The sequence below is a fragment of the Paraburkholderia sp. J8-2 genome, from assembly GCF_905220195.1.
Lineage (GTDB): Bacteria > Pseudomonadota > Gammaproteobacteria > Burkholderiales > Burkholderiaceae > Paraburkholderia.
Genome location: NZ_CAJMZA010000032.1, coordinates 39,614 through 65,810 on the forward strand (window position 1 = coordinate 39,614; position 26,197 = coordinate 65,810).

Consider the following 26,197-nt stretch of genomic DNA (forward strand, 5'->3'; position numbering starts at 1 on the left):
GCCGCGAGATTTGCAGGAGTCCATCACATGCAATATACGGAGACGATCGGCGCGCGCACCTACCGCTTCGCGGACCTCAAGACGCTGCTCGCGAAGGCTAGCCCGCTGCGCTCCGGCGACCAGCTGGCCGGCGTGGCGGCGGCGAGCGAAGAGGAGCGCGTGGCCGCGAAAATGGCGCTGGCCGCGGTGCCGCTGAAGGCGTTTCTTTCGGAGGCGCTGGTCCCCTACGAGAACGACGAGGTCACGCGCCTCATCGTCGACGATCACGACGCAGCGGCGTTCGCCGCTGTGTCGCACCTGAGCGTTGGCGACTTTCGTGACTGGCTGCTTTCCGGCGCAGCAAATACCGAAACGCTCGAGCGCCTGGCGCCGGGCCTCACGCCCGAGATGGTTGCCGCCGTGTCGAAACTCATGCGCAATCAGGACCTGATCGCGGTGGCCAAAAAACGCCCCGTGGTCACGCGCTTTCGCAACACGGTGGGATTGCCGGGCCGCATGTCGGTGCGCTTGCAGCCGAATCATCCCACCGACGACGTGAAGGGCATTGCCGCCTCGATGCTCGACGGCCTGATGTACGGATGCGGCGACGCGATGATCGGCATCAATCCCGCAACGGACAGCCTCGCGGCCATCGTGAAGCTGCTCGCGATGATCGACGGTTTTCGCGAGCGTTACCGCGTGCCTACGCAGTCCTGCGTGCTCACGCACGTCACGAACACGATTGCGGCAATCGAAAAGGGCGCGCCGGTCGACCTCGTGTTTCAGTCGATAGCGGGTACCGAAAAAGCAAACGCGAGCTTCGGCATTTCGCTCGCGCTGCTGAAAGAGGCGCGCGAGGCTGCGCTGTCGCTCAAGCGCGGCACGGTCGGCCACAACCTCATGTACTTCGAGACGGGCCAGGGCAGCGCGCTTTCGGCGAATGCGCATTACGGCGTAGACCAGCAAACGTGCGAGGTGCGCGCCTATGCGGTTGCGCGCAAGTTCGAGCCGTTTCTGGTCAACACGGTGGTGGGCTTCATCGGCCCCGAGTATTTGTACGACGGAAAGCAGATCATTCGCGCGGGTCTGGAAGATCACTTTTGCGGCAAGCTGCTGGGCGTGCCAATGGGCTGCGACATCTGCTACACGAATCACGCCGAAGCCGATCAGGACGACATGGACGCGCTGCTCACGCTGCTGGGCGCGGCGGGCATCAACTTCATCATGGGCATTCCAGGCGCCGACGACGTGATGCTCAACTATCAGAGCACCTCGTTTCACGACGCGCTCTATGTGCGCGACCTGCTCGGCCTGCGCCGCGCTCCGGAATTCGAGGAGTGGCTGGAGACGATGGAAATCGTCGACTCCAAAGGTGCGCTCCTGCCCGGCTCGGCGCGCGTGCCGTTGCTCGCGGGCGCGCACGAATGGATGGGGATCGACGCATGAGCGACGCCGTCGAAAAGAACCCCTGGGGCGGACTGAAGGCATTCACGAACGCGCGCATTGCGCTCGGGCGTGCGGGCAACGGCCTGCCCACTGCGCCGCTGCTCGCGTTCAATCTCTCGCACGCGCAGGCGCGCGACGCCGTGCATCAGCCGCTGGACGCCGAAGCCCTGCGGCGCACGCTCGAAGCCGAGGGATTCGCAACGCTCGGCGTGGAGAGCGCGGCGCCCGACCGGCAGCATTATTTGCGCAGGCCGGATCTGGGGCGGCGCTTGTCGGAGGCGAGCCGGGCCGAGTTGGCCGCGTTGGCAGGTTCCATCGCAGCCGGCTCGAACGGTGAACCGCCCGAAGTCGTGTTCGTGATCGGCGACGGCCTTTCGGCGTTCGCTGCGGCGAAGCAGGCCGTTCCGTTGCTGCTCGCCGTGCGTGCGCGCCTTGCAGGCTGGCGCATCGGTCCCGTGGTCGTTGCGCGCCAGGCGCGCGTTGCGCTTGGCGACGAGATTGGCGAACTGCTGGGCGCGAAGCTCGTTGCAATGCTCATAGGCGAGCGGCCAGGACTCAGCTCGCCCGACAGCCTTGGCGTTTACCTCACCTATGCGCCGAAAGTGGGCTGCCACGACGCCCAGCGCAACTGCATTTCGAACGTGCGGCCCGAAGGCCTGTCCTACGAGGCGGCCGCTCACAAGCTGCACTACCTCCTCACGCACGCGCGGCGGCTCGGGCTGACCGGCGTCGGACTCAAGGACGATAGCGACGCGACGTTGCCGGGCAATGCGGGGGCAAGTCAGCTTGGTTCGGCGTGAGCCCGCGTGAGGCATGCCATATGGCCCGCCGCAGCCTTGCGCGACCCTTCACGCACCGCGGCGGTGCGCGTCGCCGCGTGTGCCGTGATTGAGCACTCCGGTAACAGGCCATTGCGCCGCCGTGGAGCAGCTTGCCGCGCGGTTTGGCCTTTCGGCATATTGCCCGGGCTGGCGCGACTCTTGCATCATTCGACAATCGACAGATGCAAGTGCGAGCTGGGAGGCAACCATGAACGAATTGGCTGAGCGGACCGAAGCCACGGCGGAGGAAACGCGGCGCAACGCGCTGGGCGCGGAGGTGCCCGCAGGCCGTGCGGTGGTCAGCGTCGCGCACGACGCCGACGAGCAGGCGCGCAATCTCGTGGGGTGGCGTCAGACCTACGACCAGCTCGCCGCGGGCCGCTTCGTCGGCACCCTCACCGAGTTGCCGCTCGACACCATGAAGGTGTTTCGCGAGACCACGAGCCACACGCTGCGGCAGGCGTGCGAAGTGCGCGGCGATGCCTGGTGGTTCGGCATTCCGGTCGCGCGCGAAGGTCATGCGCGTATCGACGCGCAGCCTATCGGCGCGAACGCGTTTGCGCTGCGCCCTGGCAACGTCGAATTCGAACTGCTCACGCCGGCGCAATTTTCGATCTACGGCGTGGTCGTGCGCGGCGACGTGCTGCGCCACTATGCGGCTTCGGTCGAGCGCGCGTCGCTTGACGAGCGTCTGCCGGGCACGCCCATCGTGCACGCTGGCGCCGCACGTATCGAGCGCCTTTGCTCGCTGCTCGCAAGGCGTCTCGACGACGGTGGACACGCGCATGCCCACGCGCCAAACGGCCCGCTTTCGGAGTTCGAGCGCAATGAAGTCCAGGCCGAAGTGCTCGCCGCGCTGTTCGATGCCTGCGCGACTAGCGGCGAGGCGGTTGTCGAGCCCGCCTCGCGGCGCCGCTGGATCGTCGCGCAGGCACGTGACTATGTGCTCGCGCATCGCGCGCGGCCTGTTGGCGTGCCGGAGCTTTGCGAGCAGTTGCACGTGAGCCGTCGTACGCTCCAGTACTGTTTTCAGGACGTGCTCGGCATGGCGCCCGCCACTTATCTGCGCGCGCTGCGCCTGAACGGCGCCCGGCGCGATCTGTGCGGACGCGCGGCCGGCTCGGTGCAGGACGTTGCAGCGGCCTGGGGCTTCTGGCATCTGAGCCAGTTTGCCACCGACTACCGGCGCATGTTCGGCATGCGGCCATCGGAGGCGTTGCGCGCGGTGGAGCATGCGTGAGCGATGCGAGTCGCGTTGCGGTGTCGTTGCATTGTCCCAAAGCGTATTTCAGGTCATGTGAATTTCCATAGATATTCCACGTTGGGGTATCGTGAGTTCGATATCGCTTCGTGGAGAGGTGTGTGAATACGTTCACCGTAGACGACAGAGGCAACATTCTTCGTTACATCGATATGCATTGCGGTACGAGCACATTCGATCCGCTCGTCTTTATTCACGGCTTGGGATGTGCTTCGAGTAGCGACTATCCGCCGGTCGTGACGTCCAGGTCTTATTCGAAATGCAGATCGATACTCGTCGATCTCATGGGCGCGGGGTTTAGCGACAAACCAGAGGACGGAACCTATACCTCCACGGCACAGGCAGCCGTTCTGGAAAAATTCGTTGCGGCCGAGCCGTTCACGCAGGTGAATCTCTTCGCTCACAGTGCCGGCGCGTTCATTGCCTTGAAGCTGGCGAAATGGCTGCCAGGCAAGCTCAAAACGCTGATCTTGTGTGCGCCCGGTCTCACCGATTACGGTATTGCGAGGCTGTCGGAAATGGCATCGACGACCGAAGCGGAGTTCGTCAATGGCGGGTTTGCGCAGCTTCGGGCGCAATTGAGAGCCGAGGGCGGCAATGACGCCTGGCTGGGCCCGTTTGCCGTTGCGTCGCCTCATGCCCTATACCAATGGGCAAAGTCCGCATTGGAAGACAACTCGGGAAGCTGGCTCGAAGACCTCGCCAGGCTGAATACGAGAAAAGGGGTAATTCTTCCGGATACGGCAACGCGCGAGGATATTGCCCGATTCGAGCGAGCGGGCTGTAGCGTCGAACTCGTAGCCAACGCCGAGCATATGATGGCCTATGACAATCCCGATGGTTTGGTGTTGGCAATCGGCAATGTTCTAAAACCGGGCACGTATTGAGCCACGCCGGTACGTGGCCGATTACGGTAAATGAGTGCGTGCTGCCCGTGCCCGCGTTCGTACTGGTTCCATTCGTACCGTCGCCCCATGGTTGGGTGAACGCACGATGAACCGGCTTCGCGTTAGCAGCCTGCCACGTTAGCTGCTTGCCAGTTGCTTGTGGTAGAACGTCGTGCCGCAGAAGGTGCCGTCCGGCATCAGCGCGTAGTTCGGCACGGCGCCTACGCGCTGCCATCCTGCGCGCGCATAGAGCCGCTCGGCTACGCCGCCTGTGACGGTGTCGAGCACCAGCACCGATTTGCCCGCTTCCCGCGCCGCCGCGTCGATCGCCTGCATGAGGCGCAGCCCTACGCCGTTCCCGCGCGCGGCGCGATGCACCAGCACCTTGGCGACATCGGCGCGATGCGGCTGGTTCGCGGGTTGTGCCGTCACGAGCTGGGCCGTGCCCACGATGCGCTGCTGCGCGTCTTCGGCCGCCAGCAGAATGCGTTCGCCGCGCGCCACGCCTTGTGCGACCTCGCGCCAGAACGCAAGCGCCGTATCGCGCGAAATGGGCCACATGAAGCTCACCGAGGCGCCACCCTCCACGCAGTCGATGAGCACATCCGCAAGCGCGGGTGAGGCGGCGTGCGCCTGTTCGGCGGTGAGGCGGCGTATCTCGATGGTTTCGCTCATGTGTATTCGAACCCGGTCAGTTAGTGATCCTGCATAGCGCGACGACGTAGCGCGCCGGTTCGCTCGTGGGATTGCGATAGACGATAGGGCAGTCGAGGCGCATGGCGAGGCAGTCGCCCGTTTCGAGCCGCCACAGGCGCTCGCCAACCGTCATCTCCATCGCGCCTTCCATGACCCAAACCTGCTGATAAATTTCCGCGTCGCGCAGGCTTGTGTCGTAGGCCACGCGCTGGCCTGGCGGAAAGTGCACTTCCACGAGCTGGATGGGCGACCACGCGGCCGGCGACAGATTGCGCCGCACGTAGCCCGATTCGGGATCGGTCCAAACCGTTTGATCGCGGGCCGCGGCATGCGGGGAGGGGACCTGTCGTGCTTCGTCGCCCGGCGCCTCGAAGAGCGACGCCAGCGAGACGCCAAGTGCCGTGGCGAGCTTGTCGAGCACGACGGCCGTGGGGCTGCTCTCGCCGCGTTCGATGAGCGAAATGTTCGAGCGGCTGACCGAACTGCGCTCGGCCAGCGCTTCGAGCGACCAGCCTTTGGCGTCGCGTAGTTCGCGCAGGCGGCGGGCGATGTTGGTGTGGATATCCATGGCGTCCAGTTTAATGGATTTATACGTCCAGTAAACTAGATTATGTGACTCCACATATAAAAGTTTATGCGCATCAAGTTTGTCGCAAGCGCGCGACACATGATGCCACCCTGATATTCGTGCCATAGGATACGCAAACGTTTGCGTGATCTCGGATGGTTAGAACCTTGATTTTCGTCAACTGAAACCCGCTTGCCCGCTGTTAGCTTCCCGCTATCTCACAAAGACATCGCAGTGCGGTTCGGGGCGCTACATGCAACACCACACGCTGGACCTGGAAATCGGGCAGCTTCTTTCAGGGCCGCCGCTTGCCTGCGGGCCCGACGTGCCGATTCGCGAAGCGGCGCGCATGATGAGCGAGCGGCGCTATAGCGCCATCGTGATTACCGAAATGGGGCGGCCTGTCGGCATCTGGACCGAGCACGACGCGCTCGCGCTGGGCGAAGACGCCGCCGCGCTGGCGCTGCCCATCCGTCACGCGATGAGCCATCCGGTGCGCGCGCTGCCTGCGAACACGCGCCTGCGCGACGCCGCGCTGCGCTTCAAGCGCGAGGGCATCCGCCATTGTCTCGTCGTGGATCAGGCTGGCCGCTCGCTCGGCATCGTCACGCAAACCGACCTGGTCATGAATCAGGGGCTCGAATGCTTCCTGCGGCTGAAGACCGTCGGGTCGGTCAACGCCGCGATGCCGCTCGTGGTCGACGCGCGCATGGCCATGCACGAGGCCATGCAGCGCATGCGTGCGCGGCGCTTGAGCGCTCTGGTCGTGAGCTATCCCGAAGGCGACTACGGCATCGTGACCGAGCGCGACGTGGTGCGCTTCGCGGCCGCCGGCGCGCTCGACGGCACGGTCGGCGCGCGCGCGAGCCGGCCGCTGCGCTCGCTCGCGCATTCGCAAAGCCTCTATGCTGCGCGTCAGTATCTCGTCGAGCACCGCATGCGCCACGTGGGGGTGATCGGCGAAGACGGCAGTCTCGCTGGCCTGCTCGACCTCTCGCATATCCTGCACGATATCGAAGATGGTTTCGTGCGCGAACTGCAGATCGCGCTGCGCGAGCGCGACGACGCGCTGCTCGCTTCGCGCGCGAATCTGCGCCTCGCCGACCAGGTGGTGGAATCGACGCTCGACGGCGTGATGATCACCGACCTCGACGGCACCATCGAACGCGTGAATCCCGCTTTTACGCGGCTCACGGGCTATACGGAGCACGAAGCGCTAGGCCGCAACGCGAGCCTGCTCAACTCGGGGCGCCAGGGTGCGGCGTTCTACAGCGAATTGTGGCGCAGCCTTCAGCAAAACGGCCACTGGAAAGGCGAAATCTGGAACCGCCGCAAGGACGGCGCGCTTTACCTGGAATACCTGACGATTTCCAGCATCTGCGACCCCGGGGGCCGCTGCACGCATTACGCCGCGATCTTCGCGGACATCACGCAGCGCCGCGAGACCGAGGAGCGCCTGAGCTACCTCGCGACGCACGACGCCTTGACGGGCCTGCCCAATCGCACGCTGTTCACCGAGCGCCTTACGCTCTCGCTTGCGCGCGCACGCCGTTCGGGCAAGCGCGTCGCGGTGATGTTTCTCGACCTCGACCGCTTCAAGCTCATCAACGACACGATGGGCCACGGCGTGGGCGACGAGGCGCTCACGGTGATCGCCACGCGTCTGCGCGAAGCGGTGCGCGAGACCGACACGGTGGCGCGTCTTGGCGGCGATGAGTTCACGCTGCTGATCGAGGACATCGAGGACATTCGCCACGTCGGGCAGATCGCCCAGGGGCTGCTCGCGCGCGTGGGCGCCGCGATGCACATTGGCGAGCAACTGCTGTTCGTCACGCCGAGCATCGGCATCAGCATGTATCCGGACGACGCGCGCGATCCGCGGCAACTGCTCATGCAGGCCGACCGCGCGATGTACGAGGCCAAGGACGCGGGCAAGAACAACTTCCGCTTCTTCGCCGCGCCGATGACGTCTTCGGCCATGGAGCGCATCGTGCTCGAAAGCGAGCTTCACCATGCGCTGGAGGCCGGCGAACTCGTGCTCCACTATCAGCCCGAATTCGATGTGGCGAGCGGGGCACTCGTCAATATCGAGGCGCTCGTGCGCTGGCAGCATCCGCGCCGCGGCCTCGTGCCGCCCGATCAGTTCATTCCGATTGCCGAGGAATCCTCATTGATTGTGCCACTCGGCGCGTGGGTGTTGCGCGAAGCCTGCCGCCAGGCGCGCGAGTGGCTGGACGAAGGCTTCGACTTCGGCCGCATCAGCGTGAATCTCTCCGCGCGGCAATGCCTGCACGACGGTTTCCTGCATCAGCTGACGACCATACTCAGCGAAACGGGCTTGCCGCCCACGCGCCTGCAGCTCGAACTCGTGGAGAGCATGGCGATGACGTCGGGCCGGGGCGGCATCGAAGCGTTGCTGCAGGAACTCGCCGCCCGCGGCATCAGCCTCGCGATCGACGATTTCGGCACGGGCTATTCGTCTTTCAAGTATCTGCAATCCTTACCGGTCGACACGCTCAAGGTGGACCGTTCGTTCCTCGCGGACATGGCCGAGCCGGAGCCGGACATGTCGCCACGCGTGAAGAAAAGCGCCGCGCGCGACCGCTCGATCGTGCGCGCAATTGTCGCGATGGCGCGCTCGCTCGGCGTCACGGTAGTGGCAGAAGGCGTCGAGACGCCACGGCAACTCGAGTTCCTGCGCGAGATTGGCTGCGACCGCGCACAAGGTTATCTGCTTGCACGTCCCGCGCCCGCCGAATTGATGCCGCGCGTGCTCGAAGTGTGCGTGGCCGGTTGAAGGCTGCCGTTTCTAATCCCCCTTTGGCCGTTGTATCTGGAGAATTCCGTGAGCACCAGTGACGAGATGCTGTTGAAATCGATGACCGCGCTAGTGAGCGCGCATGGCAAAGCCATCTCACGCTTCGGCGCGAGCGTGGTGGTGATGACGAAGTTCGTGGAGGCGGTGTTGCCGCAATTGTCGACTGCGCAGATCGAGCGCACGATCCTCGCGTTTCGCGCGCAACTCGGCGAAGCGATGGCCGTGGCCGACGACGTGCTGCTGCCCGGCGAATACCGCGCCACGCTGATCGAGCAGGCGAACATGCTGCTGGCGCGCATGGGCAGCGACGCTGTCCCAACCACGTCGAAGCCCTGAACCGGGAAAAGAGCCATGCGTAATCTGACGATTCGAACCGGGCTGCTGGTCGTGCTCTGCACGTTCGCGGCGATGCTGGTGGTGGGCGCTGCGGTAGGTGTCCTGATGATCGGCCGCGCCGACAACTCGGCGCGTTTCATTCACGAAGTCGCGCGCCAGGACGCACTCGCGCTCGCCTTGCGCGAGGACGCGGCGCTTGCGCAAACGGCACTCGCGCGCGCGTACCAGGCGGCGAAGGAAACGAGCGACGCAGCAACGCGCGAGCAAGCGCAAAAGCGGGCGCAGCAGGACGCGAGCGATCTCTTCGATCAGGCCGCAAAGCATAGCGCCGCACTGCGCACGAGCACACCGTTCAATGCCGCGGCGGCCCAGCAGCGCGACGCCTTGCTCTCCACGTGGAGCGCGCTCGCGGACACGCTGCGGCGCGCGGCCACGGCGCTCGATGCTGGCGACACGGCCACATATGCCACGCTCGCCGCCGGAGACGTCGCCAACGCAAATACGCAGTTTTCGGCGAGCGTGGGCGCGTTGCGCGCGAACGCGGACGCCGCCACGCGCGCGACGCTCGACCAGGGCGAGCGCGAGCACGACTGGGTGATGGCGATGGTGGCGGTGGGCTTGACAGGCGCGCTGGCGCTCGTCGTCGCAACCCATATGGCGCTGCGCCGCCTCGTGACGGCGCCGCTCAAAGGGGCGGTGGAAGTGCTGAACCAGATCGCCGCGAACGATCTCTCGGTCCACATAGAAAGTGCCGGGCGCAACGAAATCGGCCAGTTGCTCGGCGCCATGCGGCGCATGCAAGGCGGCCTGAGCCACACGGTGCACAGCGTGCGCTCGAGTTGCGACGCCATCAATACGGGCGCACGCGAAATCGCGGCGGGCAACCTCGATCTGTCGAGCCGCACGGAGCAGCAGTCGGCGTCGCTGGAGCAGACGGCATCGAGCATGGAGCAACTCACGTCGAGCGTGCGTCAGAATGCGCAGCACGCGAACGCCGCGAGCGCGCTCGCCACAGGCGCGGCGGATGTCGCACAGCGCGGCGGACGCGTGGTCGAACAGGTGATCGAAACGATGGAGGAGATCAGCCGCAGCTCGGGCAAGATTGCGGACATCACGGGCATCATCGACGGCATTGCATTTCAGACCAATATTCTCGCGCTCAACGCTTCGGTCGAGGCCGCGCGCGCGGGCGAGCAGGGGCGCGGCTTTGCGGTGGTCGCGGGCGAAGTGCGCATGCTCGCGCAGCGCAGCGCCGCTGCGGCGCGCGAGATCAAGTCGCTGATCGACGCCTCGGTGCATGACGTGCGCAATGGCCGCTCGCTCGTGGGCGAAGCGGGCGCGACGATGGCCGAGATCGTCGCGTCGGTGGACAAGGTGTCGGGCCTCATGAAGGAGATCGCCTCGGCCACCGTGGAGCAGAGCGCCGGCATCGAGCAGGTCGAGACGGCGGTCAGCCAGATGGATCAGGTCACGCAGCAGAACGCGGCGCTCGTGGAAGAGGCAGCGGCTGCCGCCGAATCGCTCGAACAGCAGGCAAGCCAGATGGCCGAGGCCGTGGCGACCTTCCGTGTGAGCGAGACGGTGGACATGCCGCAAGAGGCGCCGTTCAACGCACCGTTGGCTGTTGCGCACGAGGAAAGCGCGCTGCTCGCGCACGCGCTGCCTGCGGCCGCATAAGGCGCTAACGCCACGCCTGGGTGAATTCGCCGATCACGCGTGCGAGATGCGCCTGCATCGCCGCACGCGCGGCATCGGCATCGCGCGCCATGATGGCCGAGAAAATGCGCTGGTGGTCTTTCTGTGACGCGGCGCGCAACGCGGGCGTATGGAAGTGCTCCTCGATCTTCTGCCACAGCGGGTCGGCGCGTGAGTTGTCCCACATCGCGCTCACCACCTGGCGCAGCATGTCGTTCCCCGTTGCGCCCGCAATCGCCAGATGGAACTCGCGGTCGGCGGCCTCGTTCGCGGCCTTGTCGTCCATGTTTTCGCGCATCGCGCGCAACGCGGCGAAGAGGCGGTCGAGGTCCGAGTCCTTGCGTTCGGTTGCGGCGAGCGCCGCGATGCCGCTTTCGATCACTTCGCGCGCGCGCAGCGTCTCGATCGGGCCCGGCCCGCGCGGCAGGTCGAACGCGATGGAGCGCGCCTCCGGCGCTTCGGCCACATAGATGCCCGAGCCCACGCGCACCTCGACCACGCCTTGCACTTCCAGCGCGATGATCGCCTCTCTCACCTGCGTACGGCTCACGCCGAAACGTTCGGCGAGCGTGCGCTCGGAAGGCAGGCGCTCGCGCGGGCCTACCGGCGCGCGCCCGTGTTCGCCCGCCGCGATCAGCTCGTAGATCTGTTTCGCGAGGCCGACGTAGGAGCGGTCGGCCGCGTCCGCATCGGCGGCGCGACCGGTTGGCGTATGCGAAAGATCGGCCATCCAGATTCTCGAAAGCGTCGAAGCCGCCGGGCGGCGGCTGAAGTTCGGCAAAATGGTACACCAGTTGCCGCACCGCCACGCATAGGCGTGGTGCGGGTTTTCGCCCGATTCCCGCCAGTTGGCCCGCGCGCCGCATCCAGTGGTAAACCACTATCGCGCGCAGATTGGTATGCCAGTACTGTCAGACGGGGTGGCGTTCACGCATGCCCGTCGTTTTGCTTCGAGGGGACGCCTTTGAAGATGTCATTCCGCTGGTTCGGCGTGTCCGGTCCAGTCCCGCTGCAGCACATCCAGAAAGATTCCCCGCGTTACGCACACGGTGTCGGCCATTTTCGGCAAGCCAGGTGCGCCGGTTATCCATAAGCAGTCAGTTCTATCCGACAAAAAGGAGACAACATGCTTTCAGGAATCCACGTGCTTCGAGCGGCGGCGACCGCGGCAATGGCGCTGTGCGCAAGCGCGGCATTCGCGCAGGCATCGATCGTTTCCGGCCCGTCCAGCGACCCCACATGCATGGTCCCCTGGAAGACCGACACGAAGTTCATCAAGTATCCGAAGAAGAGCGGCCCGTACCGTGTCGCGCTCGTGAACGGCTATATCGCGAACACCTGGCGTATCCAGATGATCAAGACGGCCAAGGCCTATACGGCGCAACCGGACGTCGCCGCCAAGCTCAAGGAGTTCAAGGTCGTCTCGACCGGCGAGGACGTTCCGGCGCAGATCTCGGCTGTCAACAACTTCATCGACGCCGGCTACGACGCGATCATCGTCGACGCGCAGAATCCCGCTTCGTTCGGACCCGCGATCCGCCGCGCGAAGAAAGCCGGCGTCGTGCTGGTCGCGTTCGACAATACGCTCGACAGCGAAGACGCGATCAACGTGGACGTCGACCAGTACGGGCTGGGCGTGTTGTGGGCCAAGTGGCTCGCGGGCCATCTGCCGAGCGGCGGCAAGGTGCTCGAAGTGCGCGGCGTGGCGGGCACGTCGGTCGACACCGACCGCCACAATGGCTTCACGAAGACCCTGGACGAGAGCGGCAAGAAGTGGAACGTCGTGCAGGTCTACGGCAAGTGGGACGACGCCGTCGCGCAGAAGGCCACCGCCGACGCGATTGCCGTGCAAGGCCATTTCGACGGCATCTCGGCGCAAGGCGGCGACACCGGTGTCGTGCGCGCGATGATCGATGCGAAACATCCGTTCGTGCCGTTCGGCGGCGAGACGGAAAACGGCTTTCGCAAGTTCTGCGCGCAGTACGGCGCCCAGGGGCTGAAGTGCACGTCGGCGGGCAGCGGTCCCGCGCAGGTGGCCGTGGCGATCAAGACGGCGCTCGCGGCGCTCGATGGCCAGACGATTCCTGTGGCGATCAAGCTGCCGCTCGACGTGACCGACGACTCGAAGCTGAAGGCGGGCGCCAACTATTTCCCGAATGAGTCGGACAACTTCTTCGTCGGCAATTCGTTTCCCACTTGCGGCATCAACTTCTCCGCGCAGGAGATCATGAAGCAGAGCCAGGGCAACCAGTGAACGCGTGAAGGCTGGCGACGTGACGGGAGACGAAGCATGCAGCAGGATGCAGGGCAGCCGTTCTTTCAGATGTCCGGCGTGTCGAAAAGCTATGGCGGCGCCGTGGCGCTCGATCACGCAGACCTCGCGGTGCGGAAGGGCCGCATTCACGCGATCCTCGGCGAAAACGGCGCGGGCAAGTCCACGCTGCTGAAGGTGATGTCCGGCGTCGTGCAGCCGGACGAAGGCGTGATGCACCTCGACGGCCGCGAGGTCTCGTTCGCGTCGCCCGCCGAGGCGAACGCGGCCGGCATTGTCTGCGTGTATCAGGAGCTGTCGCTGATTCCCGACCTGAGCGTGGCCGACAACATCTTCGCTTCGAACCCGCCACGCCGCTTTGGCATGATCGACCGCCGGGCCCAGCGCCGCCAGGCCGAGGAAGCGCTCGCACGAGCGGGCGCGGCCGACATCAATCCGCTCGCGAAAGTCCGCGACCTGCCGCTGTCGCGCCAGCAGATGGTCGAGCTGGCCAAGGGGCTGGCTCACGCGCCGCGCATTCTGATCCTCGACGAGGCCACGTCCGCGCTCACCGCGGCCGACGTCGCGCGCGTGATCGAGGTGCTCAAGCGCCTGCGGCAAGAGGGGCTCGCGCTTCTCTTCATTTCGCATCGCATGCACGAGGTGAAGGCGCTCGCGGACGAATGCACGGTCTACCGCAATGGCCGTCATGTGATGAGCTTCGAGGCGGGCACGCGTTCGGATAATGAGGTCGTCGAAATGATGATCGGCCGGACGTACCAGCATGCTTTTCCGGACAAGCCTGCCGAAAAGCCTGAGCCGTCGAGCGCCGCCGCCCCGGTTCTCGCCTGTCACGATCTTGCATGGAGCGACACGCTGCGAGGCATCAGCTTTTCGCTGAAGCGCGGCGAAATTCTCGGGCTGGGCGGCCTCGACGGCCAGGGGCAGCGCGAACTGCTGCTCGCGCTGTTCGGCGTGCTGCGCGGTTGCGCGGGCAAGATCGAGATCGACGGCAAGGCCGTGTCGATCGGCAGCCCGGTTGCCGCGCGCGCCAGGGGAATCGGCATGGCGCTGATCCCGGAGGACCGCAAGACCGAAGGCCTGATGCTGCCGATGTCGGTGCGCGAAAATCTCTCGTTTGCGGCACTCGATCGCATGTCCACCGCGGGTGTCATCGATCGCGAGCGTCAGCAGTCGTTCGTAGACCGAATGATGGAACTCCTCGCGATCAAGTCGCATGGCGTCGACGCGCCGGTGGGGTCGCTCTCGGGCGGCAACCAGCAGAAGGTGGTCATCGCGAAGTGGCTGATCCGCAAGCCCAGAATCCTGCTCCTCAGCGACCCGACGCGCGGCATCGACGTGGGCACCAAGCAGGAGCTTTATCAGTTGCTCAGGCGGCTTGCCGACGAAGGCGCCGCGATTCTCTTTTACTCGACCGACTATGACGAACTGATCGGCTGCTGCGACCGCGTGCTCGTGCTGTACGAAGGCCGGATCAAGCAGGAACTGGTCGGGGCGGCGATCACCGAGCAGAACCTGATCGCCAGCGCGCTGGACCTGCCGGTTGGACAAATCGCGCAAGCAACGCCCTCCACAGGAGTCGCGCCATGAGCGGGCTGCGTTACTGGTATGCGGAAAATCGCGGGACGGCGTTCGCGTTCGGCCTGTTCGTGCTGATGTTCGCGATTTATCTGTTCAACTATCCGTCGAGTTTGTCGGCGAACGTGTTTCAGACCGCTGCGAACAAGGCGGTGCTGCTCGCACTGGTGTCGATGGGCCAGGCGCTCGTCGTGCTCACGGCCGGCATCGATCTCTCTATCGGCATGATGCTCGTGCTGACGAATTGCATTGGCTCGTGGATCGTCACCGGCGACGCGCTGCACAGCGCGCTCGGCATTGTGGGCGTGCTCGCGGCAGGCGCGCTGTGCGGCGCGCTCAATGGCGTGATCATCATTTTCGGGCGCTTGCAGCCGATCGTGACGACGATCGCGACGGGCGCCGTCTACTACGGCATCGCGCTGCTGCTGCGCCCCGTGCCGGGCGGCACGATCAACGAGGACCTCGCCGACGTTCTGACCGGCAAGGTTGCAGGCGTTGTGCCGACGAGCCTGCTGATTCTCATTGCGGCGGTGGCAATCGTCTGGATTCCTTTCAAACGCTCGGCAGTGGGGCGGGCAGCCTATGCGACCGGTTCGTCCGAACCCGCGGCCTTCCTCTCCGGCATGCCGATCCGCCGCGCGAAGTTCGCAAGCTACACGCTGGCCGGCCTGCTCGCCGCGATAGGCGGCCTTTTTCTGACCTTCTTCACCGACACCGGCGAAGCGAGCCTCGGCAGCGCCAACTCATACACGCTCTTTTCGATTGCCGCCGTGGTGATCGGCGGCGTGTCGCTGCTCGGCGGCAAGGGCAGTGCGATTGGCGCGATCTTCGGTGCGTTCGCGTTTCGCTCGATCGGCGACCTGCTGTTCGTGTTCAACGTCGACGCGCTGTGGCAGCCGCTATTCCAGGGCGTGATTCTTCTGCTGGCTGTCGCGATTGGCGCGTGTGGGCTGTTCAGCGTGCGCAACCGTCTGGAGTGGTTCCAATGAGCGGCGTTTCGGCAAGCACGCGGACCACGTTCGTGTCGAGGCTCACGAGCAAGATCGACAAGCCGATCGTGATTGCGTTCGGCTGCATCATTGCGCTGCTGCTCGTGGGCGGGATGTTTTCGCGCAACTTCACGTCGCCGGAGTACATCCTGTTGCAACTGAAGGTCGGCGCGTTTCTCGGCATTATCGCGACCGGGCTGATGATGGTGATTCTGCTTGGCCACATTGACCTGTCCCTGCCGTGGACGATCACGGTCGGCGCCATGATGGCGTGCGCGGTGTCAGGGCACGGCGAACTCGGGCAAATTCTCGCGATTCCCGTTGGCATTGGTTGTGGCGTGCTGATCGGCATCGTCAACGGCATTCTCGTCGCACTCCTGCGCATTCCATCGATGATCGCGACACTCGCGACCAATGCGGTCGCGCAGGGCATCATGATCGTCTACACGGGGGGATCGTCGCCGCAGGATTCTGCGCCGCAAGTCATGCGATGGCTCGCCGCGGGCTGGCTCGTGCCCGGCGTGCCGAATGCCGTCGCGCTGTGGGTGGTGATTGGGGCCGCGACGATGTTCCTGCTCTCGCGCACGACCTTCGGCCGCACGCTCTACGCGATCGGCAACACCGAGCGCGCCGCCTACCTCTCCGGCATCGATACGCGGCTCGTGACCGTGGCTGCGTTCGCCGTGTGCAGTGCGTTCGCGGCGTTCGGCGGCGTGCTGCTCGCGGGTTATGCGTCGAAGGCGGCGCAGTCGATGGGCGACGCTTACCTGCTGCCCGCAATCGCGGCGGTGGTGCTGGGCGGCACGTCCATCCTGGGTGGCCGGGGCTCGTACCTCGGCACCGTGGCCGGTGCGATCCTCATCACGCTGCTGCAATCGATCCTCTCGGTCGCGCAGATGCCGGAGGCCGGACGCCAGATCATCTACGGCGTGGTGATTGCGGCGATGCTGCTGCTATACGGGCGGACCAAGCGGGAAGCGTGAGTTGCGGGGGCAAGCCCCCGCCTGACTCGAACGCGAACGTCACTGCGCAACGCGATAGCGTGCCGCGGGCGTGTTGCTCGACAGATGCGCGGACATCGCGCGGCGAGCCGTCTCGAACGTGTTCCATTGCTCCACGTCGTGCAACGCAGGAATCGTCACGGTTTCGCCGCGCTCGAAGCCGATGAGCGCGGCGCTCACCATGTCTTGCGCCGACATCACGATCGCACTGTCGAGATGTTCGAGCGGCAGTCCACCCGTCTCCCAGAACTCCGTAGCCGTGGCGCCGGGCAGCACCGCCTGCACGCGAACGCCCTTGGCCGCCAGTTCGTGATGCAGCGACTGGCTGAACGCGAGCACGAAGGCCTTGGTGCCGCCATACACGCCGTTGAGGATCTCGGGCGCGATGCCCACGATCGAGGCGATGTTGATGATCGCGCCAGTGCCGCGCGCGACGAATCCCGGCACGGCCGCATACGTGAGCCGCGTGAGCGCGGTGACGTTCAACTCGATCATGCGCGTCATGTGATCGACATCGCTCTCCACGAGCGGCGTGTGCGTGCCGATGCCCGCGTTGTTCACGAGCAGCGTGAGGCTCGCGTCGTCGCGCAGGCGCGCTTCCACGGCGGCGAGGTCGTTGCGGTCGTTGAGATCGGCGGCGAGCACTTCCACGTCGCGCTGGGTTTCGCTCGTGATGCGCTCGGCGAGCGCGGCGAGCCGGTCGCGATTGCGCGCGACGAGCACGAGGTCGTAGCCCTGGCGGGCGAGTTCTGCGGCGTACACGGCGCCAATACCGGAAGAGGCGCCGGTGACGAGCGCGGTGCCGCGATGAGATGGCTGGGTCATGATTGCACTCCTTTGTGTAGCGGCGCGAGTGGTTAGGTAACGTACGAGTTGGCGCTGCTGTGAATGCATTCTGGCCGCGATTGACCGTGGCGCAAATGACGTATATGGTCGTGTTTTAGGACATGCAACGACGGGAGTAGGACATGCACCGCATCGGCTACCTGCTGAGCGACGGATTCCAGGTGATGGCGCTCGCGACCCAAAGCGTTTTCGAATACGCGAACGTGGTGGCGGGCTCGCCGTTCTACGCGATGGAGAACTATTCGATGGAGGGCGGGGCGGTTCGCTCGTCGCTCGGCATGAGCGTGGACACGCAGCGTACGCCCGCGCCCGCGCGCAGCCGCGTGGACACCTGGATCGTGGCGGGCGTGAACGATCCGGTTGCCGTGGCTGCAGAGCCCGCGGTGCTGGCGTTCCTGCGCCGCGCGAGCGGCCGCGCACGCCGGGTGGCGGGCATTTGCACGGGCGGGTTCGTGCTGGCCGAGGCGGGCCTGCTCGACGGCCGCCGCGCCACCACACACTGGATCTACGCGCGCGATTTGCGGCAGCGCTTTCCGGACGTGCGCGTGGAAGACGACCGCATCTATATCGTCGACGGGCCGGTCTGGACCTCGGCGGGCATGACGGCGGGGCTCGATCTCGCGCTCGCCATGGTCGAGCGCGACCTTGGCGCGGAAGTGGCGCGCTCGGTCGCGCACAAGCTCGTCATGTATCAGCGTCGCTCGGGCGGCCAGTCGCAGCATTCGGAAATGCTCGCGCTCGCGCCCAAATCCGACCGCATCCAGAACGCGCTCGACTACGCGCGCCGCAACCTCAGCAGCGCGCTCACGGTGGAGCAACTCGCCGAAGCCGTGCATCTGAGTCCGCGCCAGTTTAGCCGCGTATTCACGGCAGAAACGGGGCAGTCGCCCGCGCGGGCCGTGGAGGGGCTGCGCCTCGAGGCGGCGCGGCTCATGATCGAGCAGAGCACGCATCCGCTCGACGTCATCGCGCGCGAGACCGGTTTTCGCGACCGCCGGCACATGCGCGAGGCGTTCGTGCGTGGCTTTGGCGTGCCGCCACAGGCGGTGCGGCGCGAGATGCGCGCGGGGGCGTAGGTTCTTCTACGAATCCGCTTTGCTCGCGCGTTTGCCCTTCCCCGTAACCGCGCCGAAGTGCGCGCGATATTGCTGCGGCGTGGTGCCCAGCTTGCGCTTGAATGCCAGGCGCAAATGATCGGCGTCGCGCATGCCGCAGCGGAAGGCCACGGTTTTTAACGGCGCGGTGCTGTTTTCCAGCATGACGCGCGCCGCGTCGACGCGTGCGCTCTCGACGAATTCGGCGGGCGTCACGTGGGTGTCGCGCACGAAGATTCTCGCGAAGTTTCGCTTGCTCATCTTCGCTATGGCGGCGAGCACTTCCACGCCCAGATCCTCGTTCAAATGCCCGAGCACATACTGCTGCACCTGGGCAATCGGCGACGACGCCTCCGCATAAGGCGTGAGATACGGGCTGAACTGCGACTGGCCGCCCGCGCGCTGCACAAACACCACCAGCCGGCGCGCCACCTGCAACGCGACTTCCGGACCGTGGTCCTGCGCGAGCAGATACAGCGAAAGATCGATGCCCGCCGTCACGCCCGCCGAGGTATAGAGATTGCCGTCCTGAATGAAGATGCGGTCGAATTCGACGTTCGCGGTGGGGCACATCGCGGCGAGGGCGGCGGCGTCGTTCCAGTGCGTGGTGACGGTGCGCGCGTCGAGCAAGCCTGCGCGCCCGAGCGTGAGCGCGCCGTTGCAGATCGATCCGAAGCGGCGGGCGCGCGCGCTGGCTTCACGCAGCCATACATGCGCCGCATCGGGAAGCGGTTGCTCCACTAGCGAGGGCCCGCCTGCGACGAGCAGCAGATCGTAGTGGCCGCGTGCCTCGTCGAAGTGGCGGTCCGCGCCGATGCGCACACCGCTCGAGCAGCGCACGGTGTCGCGTTCCGTTGCGATCAGCTCGAGCCGGTATTGCTCCTCGGGAGCGAGCAGCCGATTGGCCTCCGAGAAAACGTCGGTGGGCCCGAATACGTCGAGGGCCTGGACGCCTGGGAACACGAGAAGCGCAACAGTAAGCATCGGTGTGGACGAAGATGGGAGTCAGGGGTCGGAGGCTCGCTAGCGTCGCGCGACGATGGGCAGCGCGGTGGTGATGACCGTTGCGTCGAGGTTCTCCATGAAGAACGTTGCGGCCACAAGGAATGCGATGGCGGTGCGGCGATCGAGGGCGTGCAGCATCAGGCGTGTTCCGGGGCGTGATTCTTCGTCTGCGGCCAGATTCGGCGCGGAGTGTCCCTCATTCTACTGAAGTTGGTACACGCCGTTTGCTGGCATGTTCCGTGCGTGATGTGTATGGACCATGCGATATCCATCGCAAAGGGAGGTCGAAACGATGAGCCACCAGACCGACAAGCCCGAACAGCCCCAAGACGCACCGGAGCCGCGCGGCACGGATCTGCCCAAGCCATTTGGGGACGCTGTGCCCGCACCCACCGAGCCGGGTCTCGATCAGCCTTTACCGCCAAAGACGCACGATTTGCCGACTGCCGAGGAGGAGGCGGAGAGCCCTGACGAGAAAGATCGTGCGCCGCACAACGATATTTCGAGGCCGCTAGGCGACGCGGTGCCCACGCCGGTCGAGCCCGGCCTCGACCAGCCGCTGCCGCCTAAAAGGCAGGCGTGACATAAGGATGTAGTCAACGCGCAGCGGGTCAGCGCACCTTACGGCAACACGGGCGGCGCGGCTCAGGCGGGCGCGTTCAGGCGCGCGCCACTCTCGCAACTTGCCTCGTCGCCCGATTAAGGAACCGTTGCATGTAACCGGAACGCCTTGCCGTCGAAGGCGTACCAGTATGTGCCTTGTTCCTCGCGTTCATTGCGGCTTCCTCGCACAACCAGCATGCAGCTATCCGAGCGGTACGTTAGCGGCTCCGTCACATCGAGCGGCCAGTCCGACACCGTGAACGGCAAGGACGTAACGCGACCGGTTTTCGTATCGATCGCGGCGGCCATGACACAACCGGCTCCACAGCCCCATTGCGCGAGGATATAGCGCCCAGCGAAATTGACCGGTCCTCTGGCGGCATTCTGGATTGCGCTGCGGTACTGGCGCGACCGTGCATCGAACGTGAGGCGCGCGGGTGCGCGCTTCGCCTGGATCGTTGCGGGACAGTCTTCAAACCTGGGCGGTTGCTGAGCGTGGGCAATAAATGGGAACGCACACAGGAATAGCAACGTAACGGTTATTGATTGCGTACGCATGGCCTCAATACCAGTGGTGACTTTGCCAGAAATCGCGCGCCCGGCGCGCCGTGTGATAACGCCCATAGATGTAGCGGATTCCGCCTTGGCATTCCTCAACTGCGTTTCCGAATGATGCCTCGCCGCGCGGATTCAAATCATACTGTGCATGGAGCAGCTGGAAGAGGCCGCGCGCCGTCGAAGCACCGTTACGCGCGTCGACAACGCCCGCCGATTCCTGTGCCATGATCCATAGAAGATCGTTGTAATCCGCCAATGAAATGCCTTCTTTGGCCATTGCGTCGCGAAGGGCGAGTTGTGACGTCAGTGGGACGATGCTGACGGACTTCTCCGACCACGGATGCTTCTGGTGTTTGATCGGGCGGTGCGAGTGAGTATGTGTGCCGGCCATCGGCGAATCTCCATGGATTAAGGAAATCGCAAAGCTAGCGCTAACCCAAAGTGCGCGGTCTGTGCTCCGTCAACATCTAGAGACTTCACGGCCATGGTGACTGCTATAACCCCTCACTATCGATTTTGGCGGGGCCCACAATTCGAGGCGGCACGCGCAGCGTGACATACCGTGACGTTTCTCGGGAACCGCGAGGCGCTTGTTCATCAAGGTCAGGAGCGGAGCGGTGAAATACCACGCTTCATCCGATGCATCCGTTGGGTAGGGCTTACGTTTTGGCATACTGCCAGGATGTCAACCCTGACCTTAAATGCTTAACACCCTCTAAGCGACACGGAGACGACGAGATGAACGAGCTTCGGGGCCTGCAGTGTTTCGTGACACTCGCCGAAGAACTGAACTTCAGCCGCGCCGCGGAACGTCTGCATATCGCGCAGCCGGCGTTGAGCCAGCAGATACGCGCCCTCGAGGACCGCGTGGGCACGCAGCTGATCGATCGCACGCGCCGCCCGCTGCGGCTGACCGAAGCCGGCCAGTACCTTGCCACCGAAGCGCGGCAGATTCTCGGTTCGCTCGCCGAGGTGACACACGGCGCGCTGGAGATCGGCATTGGCCGGCGCGGTTGGCTCAGTGTCGGCTTCACGCGCTCGTCGATGTACAGCGTCCTGCCGCCCGCGCTCAAGGCGTTTCATCAGGCGTATCCGCAAGTCGAACTCAAGCTGTTCGAAATGCTGACCGACGAGCAAACCGACGCCTTGCGCGACATGCGCATCCATATCGGCATCGGGCGGCAGCCGGTGCCCGTGCCCGGCTACACGACCTTGCCGCTGCTGCGCGAGCGGCTCGTGGTGTTGATGGCGTCCGATCACCCGCTCGCCAAACGAAAGAAGGTGCGCATCGACGAGCTTGCCGATACGCCGTTGATCCTCTATCCGAAGCATCAGAACGCGCAGTTCAAGCGCACGGTGCAGGCGCTCTACCGCGACGCGGGCGTGACGCCCTTCGTCGCGCACCAGGCCTACGAGATCCAGACCGCCATCGCGCTCGTGGCGGCGGGGCTTGGCGTGACCGTGGTGGGCGAGTCGGTGGCGCGAAATGGCCGCGCCGACGTCGTGGCGCGCCACCTCGACGGCCCCGGCGCTGCGCAGCGCACCGTGCTGGCGGCGACCTTCCGCAGCGACGACGCCTCGCCGCATCTGCGCGCGTTTCTCGAATGCCTGCCGCCGCCGCTTGCAGCCACACTATAAGCGCACGCTTATAGAAGCATAAGTATCGCGTCTTGGACTCGACGCTCCCCGCTTCTTATTATCGAAACTCAGGCGCCCGGTCTCGTGAGGTGCCGCCGGCAGCGATCAACGCTCCCGGCCGATAACGATGCAGCGACGGCACCGCCCGTCGCCATGAGGCGGAGACAGCATGAGTCACATCGACGAAGCAGCAACCATGCGAAAGGTTTACAAGCGGCTTGTGCCGCTGCTTTTCTGCATGATGTTTTTCAATTATCTGGACCGTATCAATATCGGTTTCGCCGCGCTCGACATGAACTCGGACATGGGCTTCGACCCCGCCGTGTTCGGCTTCGCGGGCAGCATTTTCTTTATCGGCTACATGCTGCTGGAAGTGCCCAGCAATCTGTTGTTGCACCGCGTGGGCGCGCGCCGCTGGATCGCGCGCATTCTGCTCACGTGGGGCGCCGTTGCGGCCGCAACGGCTTTTGTGTTCAACGCCTCAAGCTTCTACGTGCTGCGCTTTTTGCTTGGCGTGATGGAAGCGGGCTTTCTGCCGGGTATTGCGGTCTATCTGACCTACTGGTTTCCGGAGCGCTACCGCGCCCGCGCCGTAGGCGGGTACATCATCGCGGGGTCGTTCTCGGCCGTGCTGGGCGGCCCGCTCTCGACCACGCTCATGACCTATGCGAACGGCCTGCTCGGCATGCACGGCTGGCAGTGGATGTTCATTCTCGAAGGCGTGCCCGCCATGCTGCTCGGCCTCATTACGCTGCGCGTCATGACCGAGCGCCCCGCGGACGCGGACTGGCTTTCAGCGCAAGAGAAGCAATGGCTCGAGTCCACGCTCGCCACGGAGCGCGAGGCGCTTGGCGGCCATCGGCATTTCCCGCTGCTGAAGGTGGCAAGCGACATTCGAGTATGGAGCCTTGCCTGTCTGTTCGGCTGCGCGCTGGTCGGCATTTACGGGCTTTTCCTGTGGCTGCCGCAGATCGTGAAGAGCCTCGGCCATCTCAACAATATCGAAGTGGGCTTCCTCTCCGCCGCTCCGCCGCTCCTGGGCGTGCTGGGCACCTTCCTCGTGAGCCGCAGTTCGGACCGCAGCGGCGACCGCAAGTACCACCTCGCCTTTGTCTATGGTATGAGCGCGCTCGCGATTGCAGGCAGCGCATATGCGCCGAATCCGCTGCTTGCATATGCGCTGCTTTGCGTGACAGGCCTCTTCATTTATTCGGGCAACCCGCTGTTCTGGAGTCTGGCCGCTTCGTTCAGAACCGGCGCGGCGGGCGCGGCGACGATTGCGCTCATCAATACGATCGCGCAGTTCGGCGGGGTAGTGGGGCCGTGGAGCATTGGTCTCGTGCGCCACGCCACCGGCAACTTCAAGCTCGCGCTGCTCACCATCGCCGCTTTCCTCGTGGTCGCCACGCTCATCGCCATTGTGATGCGCGTGAAGCCTGCAGAGAACGCCGTTTCGAACCGCGCGCTCGTTGGCCGCGATGAAGCGACGGAAAGCTGACTTCAATCGTCCGTACCCCTGATGGAATTGCTACATGATCATTGACTGCCACGGTCACTACACGACCTCGCCGCCCCAGCACGAAGCCTGGCGCGCGCAACAGATTGCCGCGCTCAAGGACGGCACGCCGGTGCCGCCGCGCCCGTCGATCACCGACGACGAGATTCGCGAGAGCATCGAAAACGGCCAGCGCCGTATTCAGCGCGAGCGCGGCACGGACCTGACGATCTTCTCCCCGCGCGCCGCCGGCATGGGGCACCACCAAGCGGGCGAAGCCGCGAATGCGCACTGGTCCAGCGAATGCAATGACCTCGTGCACCGCGTGTGCTCGCTGTTCCCGCAGCATTTCGTGGGCGTTTGCCAGCTACCGCAGGCGCCGGGCATGTCGCCGGAGAATTGCATTCCCGAGTTGCGGCGTTGCGTGGAGGAACTGGGTTTCGTGGGCTGCAACCTGAATCCCGATCCCTCGGGCGGGCACTGGTCCGGGCCGCCGGTCACTGACCGCTCGTGGTATCCGCTTTACGAGGCCATGGTCGAACTCGATGTGCCCGCCATGATTCACGTTTCGTCGTCATGCAATCCTAACTTTCATGCCACGGGCGCGCACTACATCAACGGCGACACCTCGGTATTCATGCAGCTCTTGCAGGGCGACCTCTTCGCCGACTTCCCGACGTTGCGCTTCATCATTCCACATGGCGGCGGCGCGGTGCCGTATCACTGGGGGCGTTATCGCGGTCTGGCGCAAGACATGAAACGCCCGCTCCTGAAGGACTATCTCCTCAAGAACGTCTTTTTCGATACCTGCGTGTACCACCAGCCGGGCTCCGACCTGCTCGCCAAGGTGATTCCGGTCGAGAACATCCTGTTCGCCTCGGAGACGATCGGCGCGGTGCAGGGCATCGACCCGGAAACCGGGCACTACTACGACGACACGCGCCGCTATATCGACGCGATCGAATGGCTGAGCGACGCCGACCGGCAACGCATTTACGAAGGCAACGCGCGCGCGGTGTACAGCCGCCTTTCCGCGCAGATCGAACGACAAACCGCACTGGAAGGGATGACGAAATGAATCACAATGCAAACCCGATCGGCTGGCGCGAAAACGCATCCGCTCCCCAGGCCAGCGAAGCTACGCTCGCCGTGTTGCGCGAACTGGCCGTGTCGCTCCTGAGCGATAACATGGCGCGCTCGAGCGGCATTCTCGGCTTGCAGCCGTTCCACAAGGCCAAGCCGATGGCGGGCACGGCCGTGACCGTGCGCACGCGGCCCGGCGACAATCTCGCCATTCATCGCGCCTTCGACTTCTGCCGGCCGGGCGACGTGCTCGTGATCGACGGCGCAGGCGAAGTGACCCAGGCGCTGATGGGCGACATCATGTCGAGCTATGCAGAAAGCCTCGGCGTTCAGGGACTCGTGATCGACGGCGCGATCCGCGACGTTGGCGCACTTCGGCAGCGCGACTTTCCTGTCTATGCGCGCGGCGTGACGCATCGCGGCCCCTACAAGAACGGACCCGGCGAAATCAACGTGCCCGTGACCATCGGCAGAATGGTCGTCAACCCGGGCGACATCATCGTCGGCGACGAGGACGGTTTGCTCGCCATCGCCCCCGAAGATGTGGAAACCGTGATTGCGGGCGCGCGCAAGCAGGGCGAAAAGGAGGCCGCCGCATTGCAGGCGATAGCCGAAGGCCGCTTCGACCGCGCTTGGGTGATGCCGCATATCGAACGCATGAGAAGCGGGGTTTGACGATCTCTCGTGGCGCCAGGCGTTAAGATGCGCGCTGGAGCCTGTGCGCTCCCTGGCTCAACCGCAGATCCATTCTTGCTCCATGACCCGATACCTTGACGCTGCCGCGCTGCGCGAACTCGCCGAACACGCGGAGCGAACCGACCCGCCGCCGTGCACCTGCACGAAAACGCCGCTCGATGGCTGGCAATCGCAACCGCTTTCGCTCGACGAGCGGCAACTGGAACAGATCGGCACGCTCGTATGCGCCGACGAAGCCGAGCCGACCTTTGCCGAACATCTGCCGGGGGAAACCGGCTACTGGTCGGAGAGCGCGCCGATCGCGCCCCGGTACTTTCCGTATAACCGTTGCGGTGTCTGGAAGTGCACACTGTGCGGACGCCTTTACGTTCGCTATACGGAAGGCGGCGGCTATTTCGTCGATCAGCGCATCCGTGCGTTGAAAGCGCGGTTGATCGAGGATGTGCCGCTTTGAGTACGGCTAGATTGGCGAATAACTTCTGATTCGTTCACGCTTATATTCGTCGTGAATCATCCAGAGGCCAGGCTTTTCCCTGGCCTCTCTTTCATTTCTCTCGGCATGACATTCGACTGACTGCCTATAGCGCTTTCGAATTCACAACCGCGCCTTACATGAGCGCGCAGGTCGCGCTGCGCAACGCGCGCGCGTGTCGAGCCGGGCCTTTCGATGTGCCCGCGCATCAAATCCTCAATGGCGAGTTGAAGCTCGCGCCCAGACTCCCTTGCTGCAGTGCGATGCAGGAGATGGCGCGACGCAGCACGCGCCGATTATCTTCCCCCTCTGATCAATTCTGAGTTTTGTTCTCAAAATCAAATGCGTGAATTAAAACTT

The 26,197-nt window shown here is 64.7% G+C and carries 25 protein-coding genes; 18 read left to right on the forward strand and 7 right to left on the reverse strand.

What is annotated here, in order from left to right:
- Positions 1-27: 27 nt before the first annotated feature.
- From U5A52_RS36260 to U5A52_RS36275, 4 genes are all read left to right on the forward strand, one after another.
- A complete protein-coding gene (locus U5A52_RS36260; RefSeq protein ID WP_321938862.1) occupies positions 28-1,425 on the forward strand; it encodes an ethanolamine ammonia-lyase subunit EutB in 1,398 nt (465 codons plus the stop codon).
- Positions 1,422-2,225, forward strand: coding sequence for an ethanolamine ammonia-lyase subunit EutC (gene eutC, locus U5A52_RS36265; RefSeq protein WP_321938864.1), 804 nt, complete (start codon positions 1,422-1,424; stop codon positions 2,223-2,225). The genes U5A52_RS36260 and eutC overlap by 4 nt, the downstream gene beginning before the upstream one ends.
- Before the next feature lie 229 nt (positions 2,226-2,454).
- Complete coding sequence (locus U5A52_RS36270; protein WP_321938866.1) at positions 2,455-3,486, forward strand: helix-turn-helix domain-containing protein; 1,032 nt, start codon at positions 2,455-2,457, stop codon at positions 3,484-3,486.
- 122 nt (positions 3,487-3,608) lie between these two features.
- A complete protein-coding gene (locus U5A52_RS36275) occupies positions 3,609-4,394 on the forward strand; it encodes an alpha/beta fold hydrolase (RefSeq protein WP_321938868.1) in 786 nt (261 codons plus the stop codon).
- A 138-nt stretch (positions 4,395-4,532) separates the two neighbouring features.
- Here U5A52_RS36275 and U5A52_RS36280 read toward each other — a convergent pair whose 3' ends face one another.
- Together U5A52_RS36280 and U5A52_RS36285 are read right to left on the reverse strand one after the other, a co-directional pair.
- Positions 4,533-5,069 carry a GNAT family N-acetyltransferase gene (locus U5A52_RS36280; protein WP_321915045.1) on the reverse strand — a complete coding sequence of 179 codons (537 nt, stop codon included), beginning with the start codon at positions 5,067-5,069 and terminating at the stop codon, positions 4,533-4,535.
- Positions 5,070-5,085: 16 nt separating this feature from the next.
- Positions 5,086-5,658 carry an XRE family transcriptional regulator gene (locus tag U5A52_RS36285; RefSeq protein WP_321938870.1) on the reverse strand — a complete coding sequence of 191 codons (573 nt, stop codon included), beginning with the start codon at positions 5,656-5,658 and terminating at the stop codon, positions 5,086-5,088.
- 253 nt (positions 5,659-5,911) lie between these two features.
- Between U5A52_RS36285 and U5A52_RS36290 the strand changes: the two genes are divergently transcribed.
- From U5A52_RS36290 to U5A52_RS36300, 3 genes are read left to right on the forward strand one after another with little or no spacing between them, the layout of a single operon-like run.
- Entirely contained in the window at positions 5,912-8,455 is a 2,544-nt protein-coding gene (locus U5A52_RS36290; protein WP_321938872.1) for an EAL domain-containing protein, read from the forward strand.
- 48 nt (positions 8,456-8,503) lie between these two features.
- Positions 8,504-8,812: a hypothetical protein gene (locus U5A52_RS36295; protein WP_321938874.1), complete on the forward strand. Its 309-nt coding sequence runs from the start codon at positions 8,504-8,506 to the stop codon at positions 8,810-8,812.
- Positions 8,813-8,827: 15 nt separating this feature from the next.
- Entirely contained in the window at positions 8,828-10,489 is a 1,662-nt protein-coding gene (locus U5A52_RS36300; RefSeq protein WP_321938876.1) for a methyl-accepting chemotaxis protein, read from the forward strand.
- 4 nt (positions 10,490-10,493) lie between these two features.
- On the opposite strand, the gene U5A52_RS36305 is transcribed toward U5A52_RS36300, so the two are convergent.
- Complete coding sequence (locus U5A52_RS36305) at positions 10,494-11,237, reverse strand: FadR/GntR family transcriptional regulator (protein WP_321915040.1); 744 nt, start codon at positions 11,235-11,237, stop codon at positions 10,494-10,496.
- Between the two features lie 396 nt (positions 11,238-11,633).
- On the opposite strand from U5A52_RS36305, the gene U5A52_RS36310 reads away from it, so the two are divergent.
- Genes U5A52_RS36310 through U5A52_RS36325 form a run of 4 tightly spaced genes read left to right on the forward strand, consistent with a single transcriptional unit; the run spans position 11,634 to position 16,329 of the window.
- Positions 11,634-12,761, forward strand: a complete 1,128-nt coding sequence (locus tag U5A52_RS36310; RefSeq protein ID WP_321938877.1) for a sugar ABC transporter substrate-binding protein — start codon at positions 11,634-11,636, stop codon at positions 12,759-12,761.
- A gap of 36 nt (positions 12,762-12,797) precedes the next feature.
- Entirely contained in the window at positions 12,798-14,369 is a 1,572-nt protein-coding gene (locus U5A52_RS36315; RefSeq protein WP_321938879.1) for a sugar ABC transporter ATP-binding protein, read from the forward strand.
- Positions 14,366-15,346: an ABC transporter permease gene (locus U5A52_RS36320; protein ID WP_321938881.1), complete on the forward strand. Its 981-nt coding sequence runs from the start codon at positions 14,366-14,368 to the stop codon at positions 15,344-15,346. Before U5A52_RS36315 ends, U5A52_RS36320 begins: the two co-directional genes overlap by 4 nt.
- Positions 15,343-16,329 carry an ABC transporter permease gene (locus U5A52_RS36325; RefSeq protein WP_321938883.1) on the forward strand — a complete coding sequence of 329 codons (987 nt, stop codon included), beginning with the start codon at positions 15,343-15,345 and terminating at the stop codon, positions 16,327-16,329. Before U5A52_RS36320 ends, U5A52_RS36325 begins: the two co-directional genes overlap by 4 nt.
- A 39-nt stretch (positions 16,330-16,368) precedes the next feature.
- Here the strand turns inward: U5A52_RS36325 and U5A52_RS36330 are convergent, their stop codons facing one another.
- On the reverse strand, positions 16,369-17,172 hold the full coding sequence (locus U5A52_RS36330) for an SDR family oxidoreductase (RefSeq protein ID WP_321938885.1): 804 nt from the start codon (positions 17,170-17,172) through the stop codon (positions 16,369-16,371).
- Between the two features lie 143 nt (positions 17,173-17,315).
- Between U5A52_RS36330 and U5A52_RS36335 the strand changes: the two genes are divergently transcribed.
- Entirely contained in the window at positions 17,316-18,269 is a 954-nt protein-coding gene (locus tag U5A52_RS36335) for a GlxA family transcriptional regulator (protein ID WP_321915034.1), read from the forward strand.
- Between the two features lie 6 nt (positions 18,270-18,275).
- On the opposite strand, the gene U5A52_RS36340 is transcribed toward U5A52_RS36335, so the two are convergent.
- Positions 18,276-19,271 (reverse strand): GlxA family transcriptional regulator, encoded by a 996-nt coding sequence (locus U5A52_RS36340; RefSeq protein WP_321938887.1) that lies wholly within the window; start codon positions 19,269-19,271, stop codon positions 18,276-18,278.
- 313 nt (positions 19,272-19,584) lie between these two features.
- On the opposite strand from U5A52_RS36340, the gene U5A52_RS36345 reads away from it, so the two are divergent.
- Positions 19,585-19,875, forward strand: coding sequence for a hypothetical protein (locus tag U5A52_RS36345; protein ID WP_321938889.1), 291 nt, complete (start codon positions 19,585-19,587; stop codon positions 19,873-19,875).
- Between the two features lie 116 nt (positions 19,876-19,991).
- Here the strand turns inward: U5A52_RS36345 and U5A52_RS36350 are convergent, their stop codons facing one another.
- Positions 19,992-20,204, reverse strand: coding sequence for a hypothetical protein (locus U5A52_RS36350; RefSeq protein WP_321915031.1), 213 nt, complete (start codon positions 20,202-20,204; stop codon positions 19,992-19,994).
- A gap of 253 nt (positions 20,205-20,457) precedes the next feature.
- The gene (locus U5A52_RS36355) at positions 20,458-20,844 is read right to left on the reverse strand and encodes a hypothetical protein (RefSeq protein WP_321915030.1); all 387 of its coding nucleotides are present in this window, start codon (positions 20,842-20,844) and stop codon (positions 20,458-20,460) included.
- A 347-nt stretch (positions 20,845-21,191) separates the two neighbouring features.
- On the opposite strand from U5A52_RS36355, the gene U5A52_RS36360 reads away from it, so the two are divergent.
- The 5 genes from U5A52_RS36360 to U5A52_RS36380 all read left to right on the forward strand — a co-directional run bounded on the left by U5A52_RS36360 (position 21,192) and on the right by U5A52_RS36380 (position 25,819).
- The gene (locus U5A52_RS36360; RefSeq protein WP_321938891.1) at positions 21,192-22,091 is read left to right on the forward strand and encodes a LysR family transcriptional regulator; all 900 of its coding nucleotides are present in this window, start codon (positions 21,192-21,194) and stop codon (positions 22,089-22,091) included.
- A 169-nt stretch (positions 22,092-22,260) separates the two neighbouring features.
- Positions 22,261-23,589: an MFS transporter gene (locus U5A52_RS36365; RefSeq protein WP_321938893.1), complete on the forward strand. Its 1,329-nt coding sequence runs from the start codon at positions 22,261-22,263 to the stop codon at positions 23,587-23,589.
- Positions 23,590-23,623: 34 nt separating this feature from the next.
- The gene (locus U5A52_RS36370) at positions 23,624-24,664 is read left to right on the forward strand and encodes an amidohydrolase family protein (RefSeq protein ID WP_321938895.1); all 1,041 of its coding nucleotides are present in this window, start codon (positions 23,624-23,626) and stop codon (positions 24,662-24,664) included.
- The gene (locus U5A52_RS36375) at positions 24,661-25,344 is read left to right on the forward strand and encodes an RraA family protein (protein ID WP_321938897.1); all 684 of its coding nucleotides are present in this window, start codon (positions 24,661-24,663) and stop codon (positions 25,342-25,344) included. Before U5A52_RS36370 ends, U5A52_RS36375 begins: the two co-directional genes overlap by 4 nt.
- Before the next feature lie 82 nt (positions 25,345-25,426).
- Complete coding sequence (locus U5A52_RS36380; RefSeq protein ID WP_321938898.1) at positions 25,427-25,819, forward strand: hypothetical protein; 393 nt, start codon at positions 25,427-25,429, stop codon at positions 25,817-25,819.
- The last annotated feature ends 378 nt before the right edge of the window (positions 25,820-26,197 follow it).

Excerpts from the sequence above, each read along its gene's own strand:
- U5A52_RS36260 (WP_321938862.1), top strand. The coding sequence starts at position 28 with ATGCAATATACGGAGACGATCGGCGCGCGCACCTACCGCTTCGCGGAC.
- eutC (WP_321938864.1), top strand. The coding sequence starts at position 1,422 with ATGAGCGACGCCGTCGAAAAGAACCCCTGGGGCGGACTGAAGGCATTC.
- U5A52_RS36270 (WP_321938866.1), top strand. The coding sequence starts at position 2,455 with ATGAACGAATTGGCTGAGCGGACCGAAGCCACGGCGGAGGAAACGCGG.
- U5A52_RS36280 (WP_321915045.1), bottom strand. The coding sequence starts at position 5,069 with ATGAGCGAAACCATCGAGATACGCCGCCTCACCGCCGAACAGGCGCAC.
- U5A52_RS36285 (WP_321938870.1), bottom strand. The coding sequence starts at position 5,658 with ATGGATATCCACACCAACATCGCCCGCCGCCTGCGCGAACTACGCGAC.
- U5A52_RS36290 (WP_321938872.1), top strand. The coding sequence starts at position 5,912 with ATGCAACACCACACGCTGGACCTGGAAATCGGGCAGCTTCTTTCAGGG.
- U5A52_RS36300 (WP_321938876.1), top strand. The coding sequence starts at position 8,828 with ATGCGTAATCTGACGATTCGAACCGGGCTGCTGGTCGTGCTCTGCACG.
- U5A52_RS36305 (WP_321915040.1), bottom strand. The coding sequence starts at position 11,237 with ATGGCCGATCTTTCGCATACGCCAACCGGTCGCGCCGCCGATGCGGAC.
- U5A52_RS36310 (WP_321938877.1), top strand. The coding sequence starts at position 11,634 with ATGCTTTCAGGAATCCACGTGCTTCGAGCGGCGGCGACCGCGGCAATG.
- U5A52_RS36315 (WP_321938879.1), top strand. The coding sequence starts at position 12,798 with ATGCAGCAGGATGCAGGGCAGCCGTTCTTTCAGATGTCCGGCGTGTCG.
- U5A52_RS36320 (WP_321938881.1), top strand. The coding sequence starts at position 14,366 with ATGAGCGGGCTGCGTTACTGGTATGCGGAAAATCGCGGGACGGCGTTC.
- U5A52_RS36325 (WP_321938883.1), top strand. The coding sequence starts at position 15,343 with ATGAGCGGCGTTTCGGCAAGCACGCGGACCACGTTCGTGTCGAGGCTC.
- U5A52_RS36330 (WP_321938885.1), bottom strand. The coding sequence starts at position 17,172 with ATGACCCAGCCATCTCATCGCGGCACCGCGCTCGTCACCGGCGCCTCT.
- U5A52_RS36335 (WP_321915034.1), top strand. The coding sequence starts at position 17,316 with ATGCACCGCATCGGCTACCTGCTGAGCGACGGATTCCAGGTGATGGCG.
- U5A52_RS36340 (WP_321938887.1), bottom strand. The coding sequence starts at position 19,271 with ATGCTTACTGTTGCGCTTCTCGTGTTCCCAGGCGTCCAGGCCCTCGAC.
- U5A52_RS36345 (WP_321938889.1), top strand. The coding sequence starts at position 19,585 with ATGAGCCACCAGACCGACAAGCCCGAACAGCCCCAAGACGCACCGGAG.
- U5A52_RS36350 (WP_321915031.1), bottom strand. The coding sequence starts at position 20,204 with ATGGCCGCCGCGATCGATACGAAAACCGGTCGCGTTACGTCCTTGCCG.
- U5A52_RS36355 (WP_321915030.1), bottom strand. The coding sequence starts at position 20,844 with ATGGCCGGCACACATACTCACTCGCACCGCCCGATCAAACACCAGAAG.
- U5A52_RS36360 (WP_321938891.1), top strand. The coding sequence starts at position 21,192 with ATGAACGAGCTTCGGGGCCTGCAGTGTTTCGTGACACTCGCCGAAGAA.
- U5A52_RS36365 (WP_321938893.1), top strand. The coding sequence starts at position 22,261 with ATGAGTCACATCGACGAAGCAGCAACCATGCGAAAGGTTTACAAGCGG.
- U5A52_RS36370 (WP_321938895.1), top strand. The coding sequence starts at position 23,624 with ATGATCATTGACTGCCACGGTCACTACACGACCTCGCCGCCCCAGCAC.
- U5A52_RS36375 (WP_321938897.1), top strand. The coding sequence starts at position 24,661 with ATGAATCACAATGCAAACCCGATCGGCTGGCGCGAAAACGCATCCGCT.
- U5A52_RS36380 (WP_321938898.1), top strand. The coding sequence starts at position 25,427 with ATGACCCGATACCTTGACGCTGCCGCGCTGCGCGAACTCGCCGAACAC.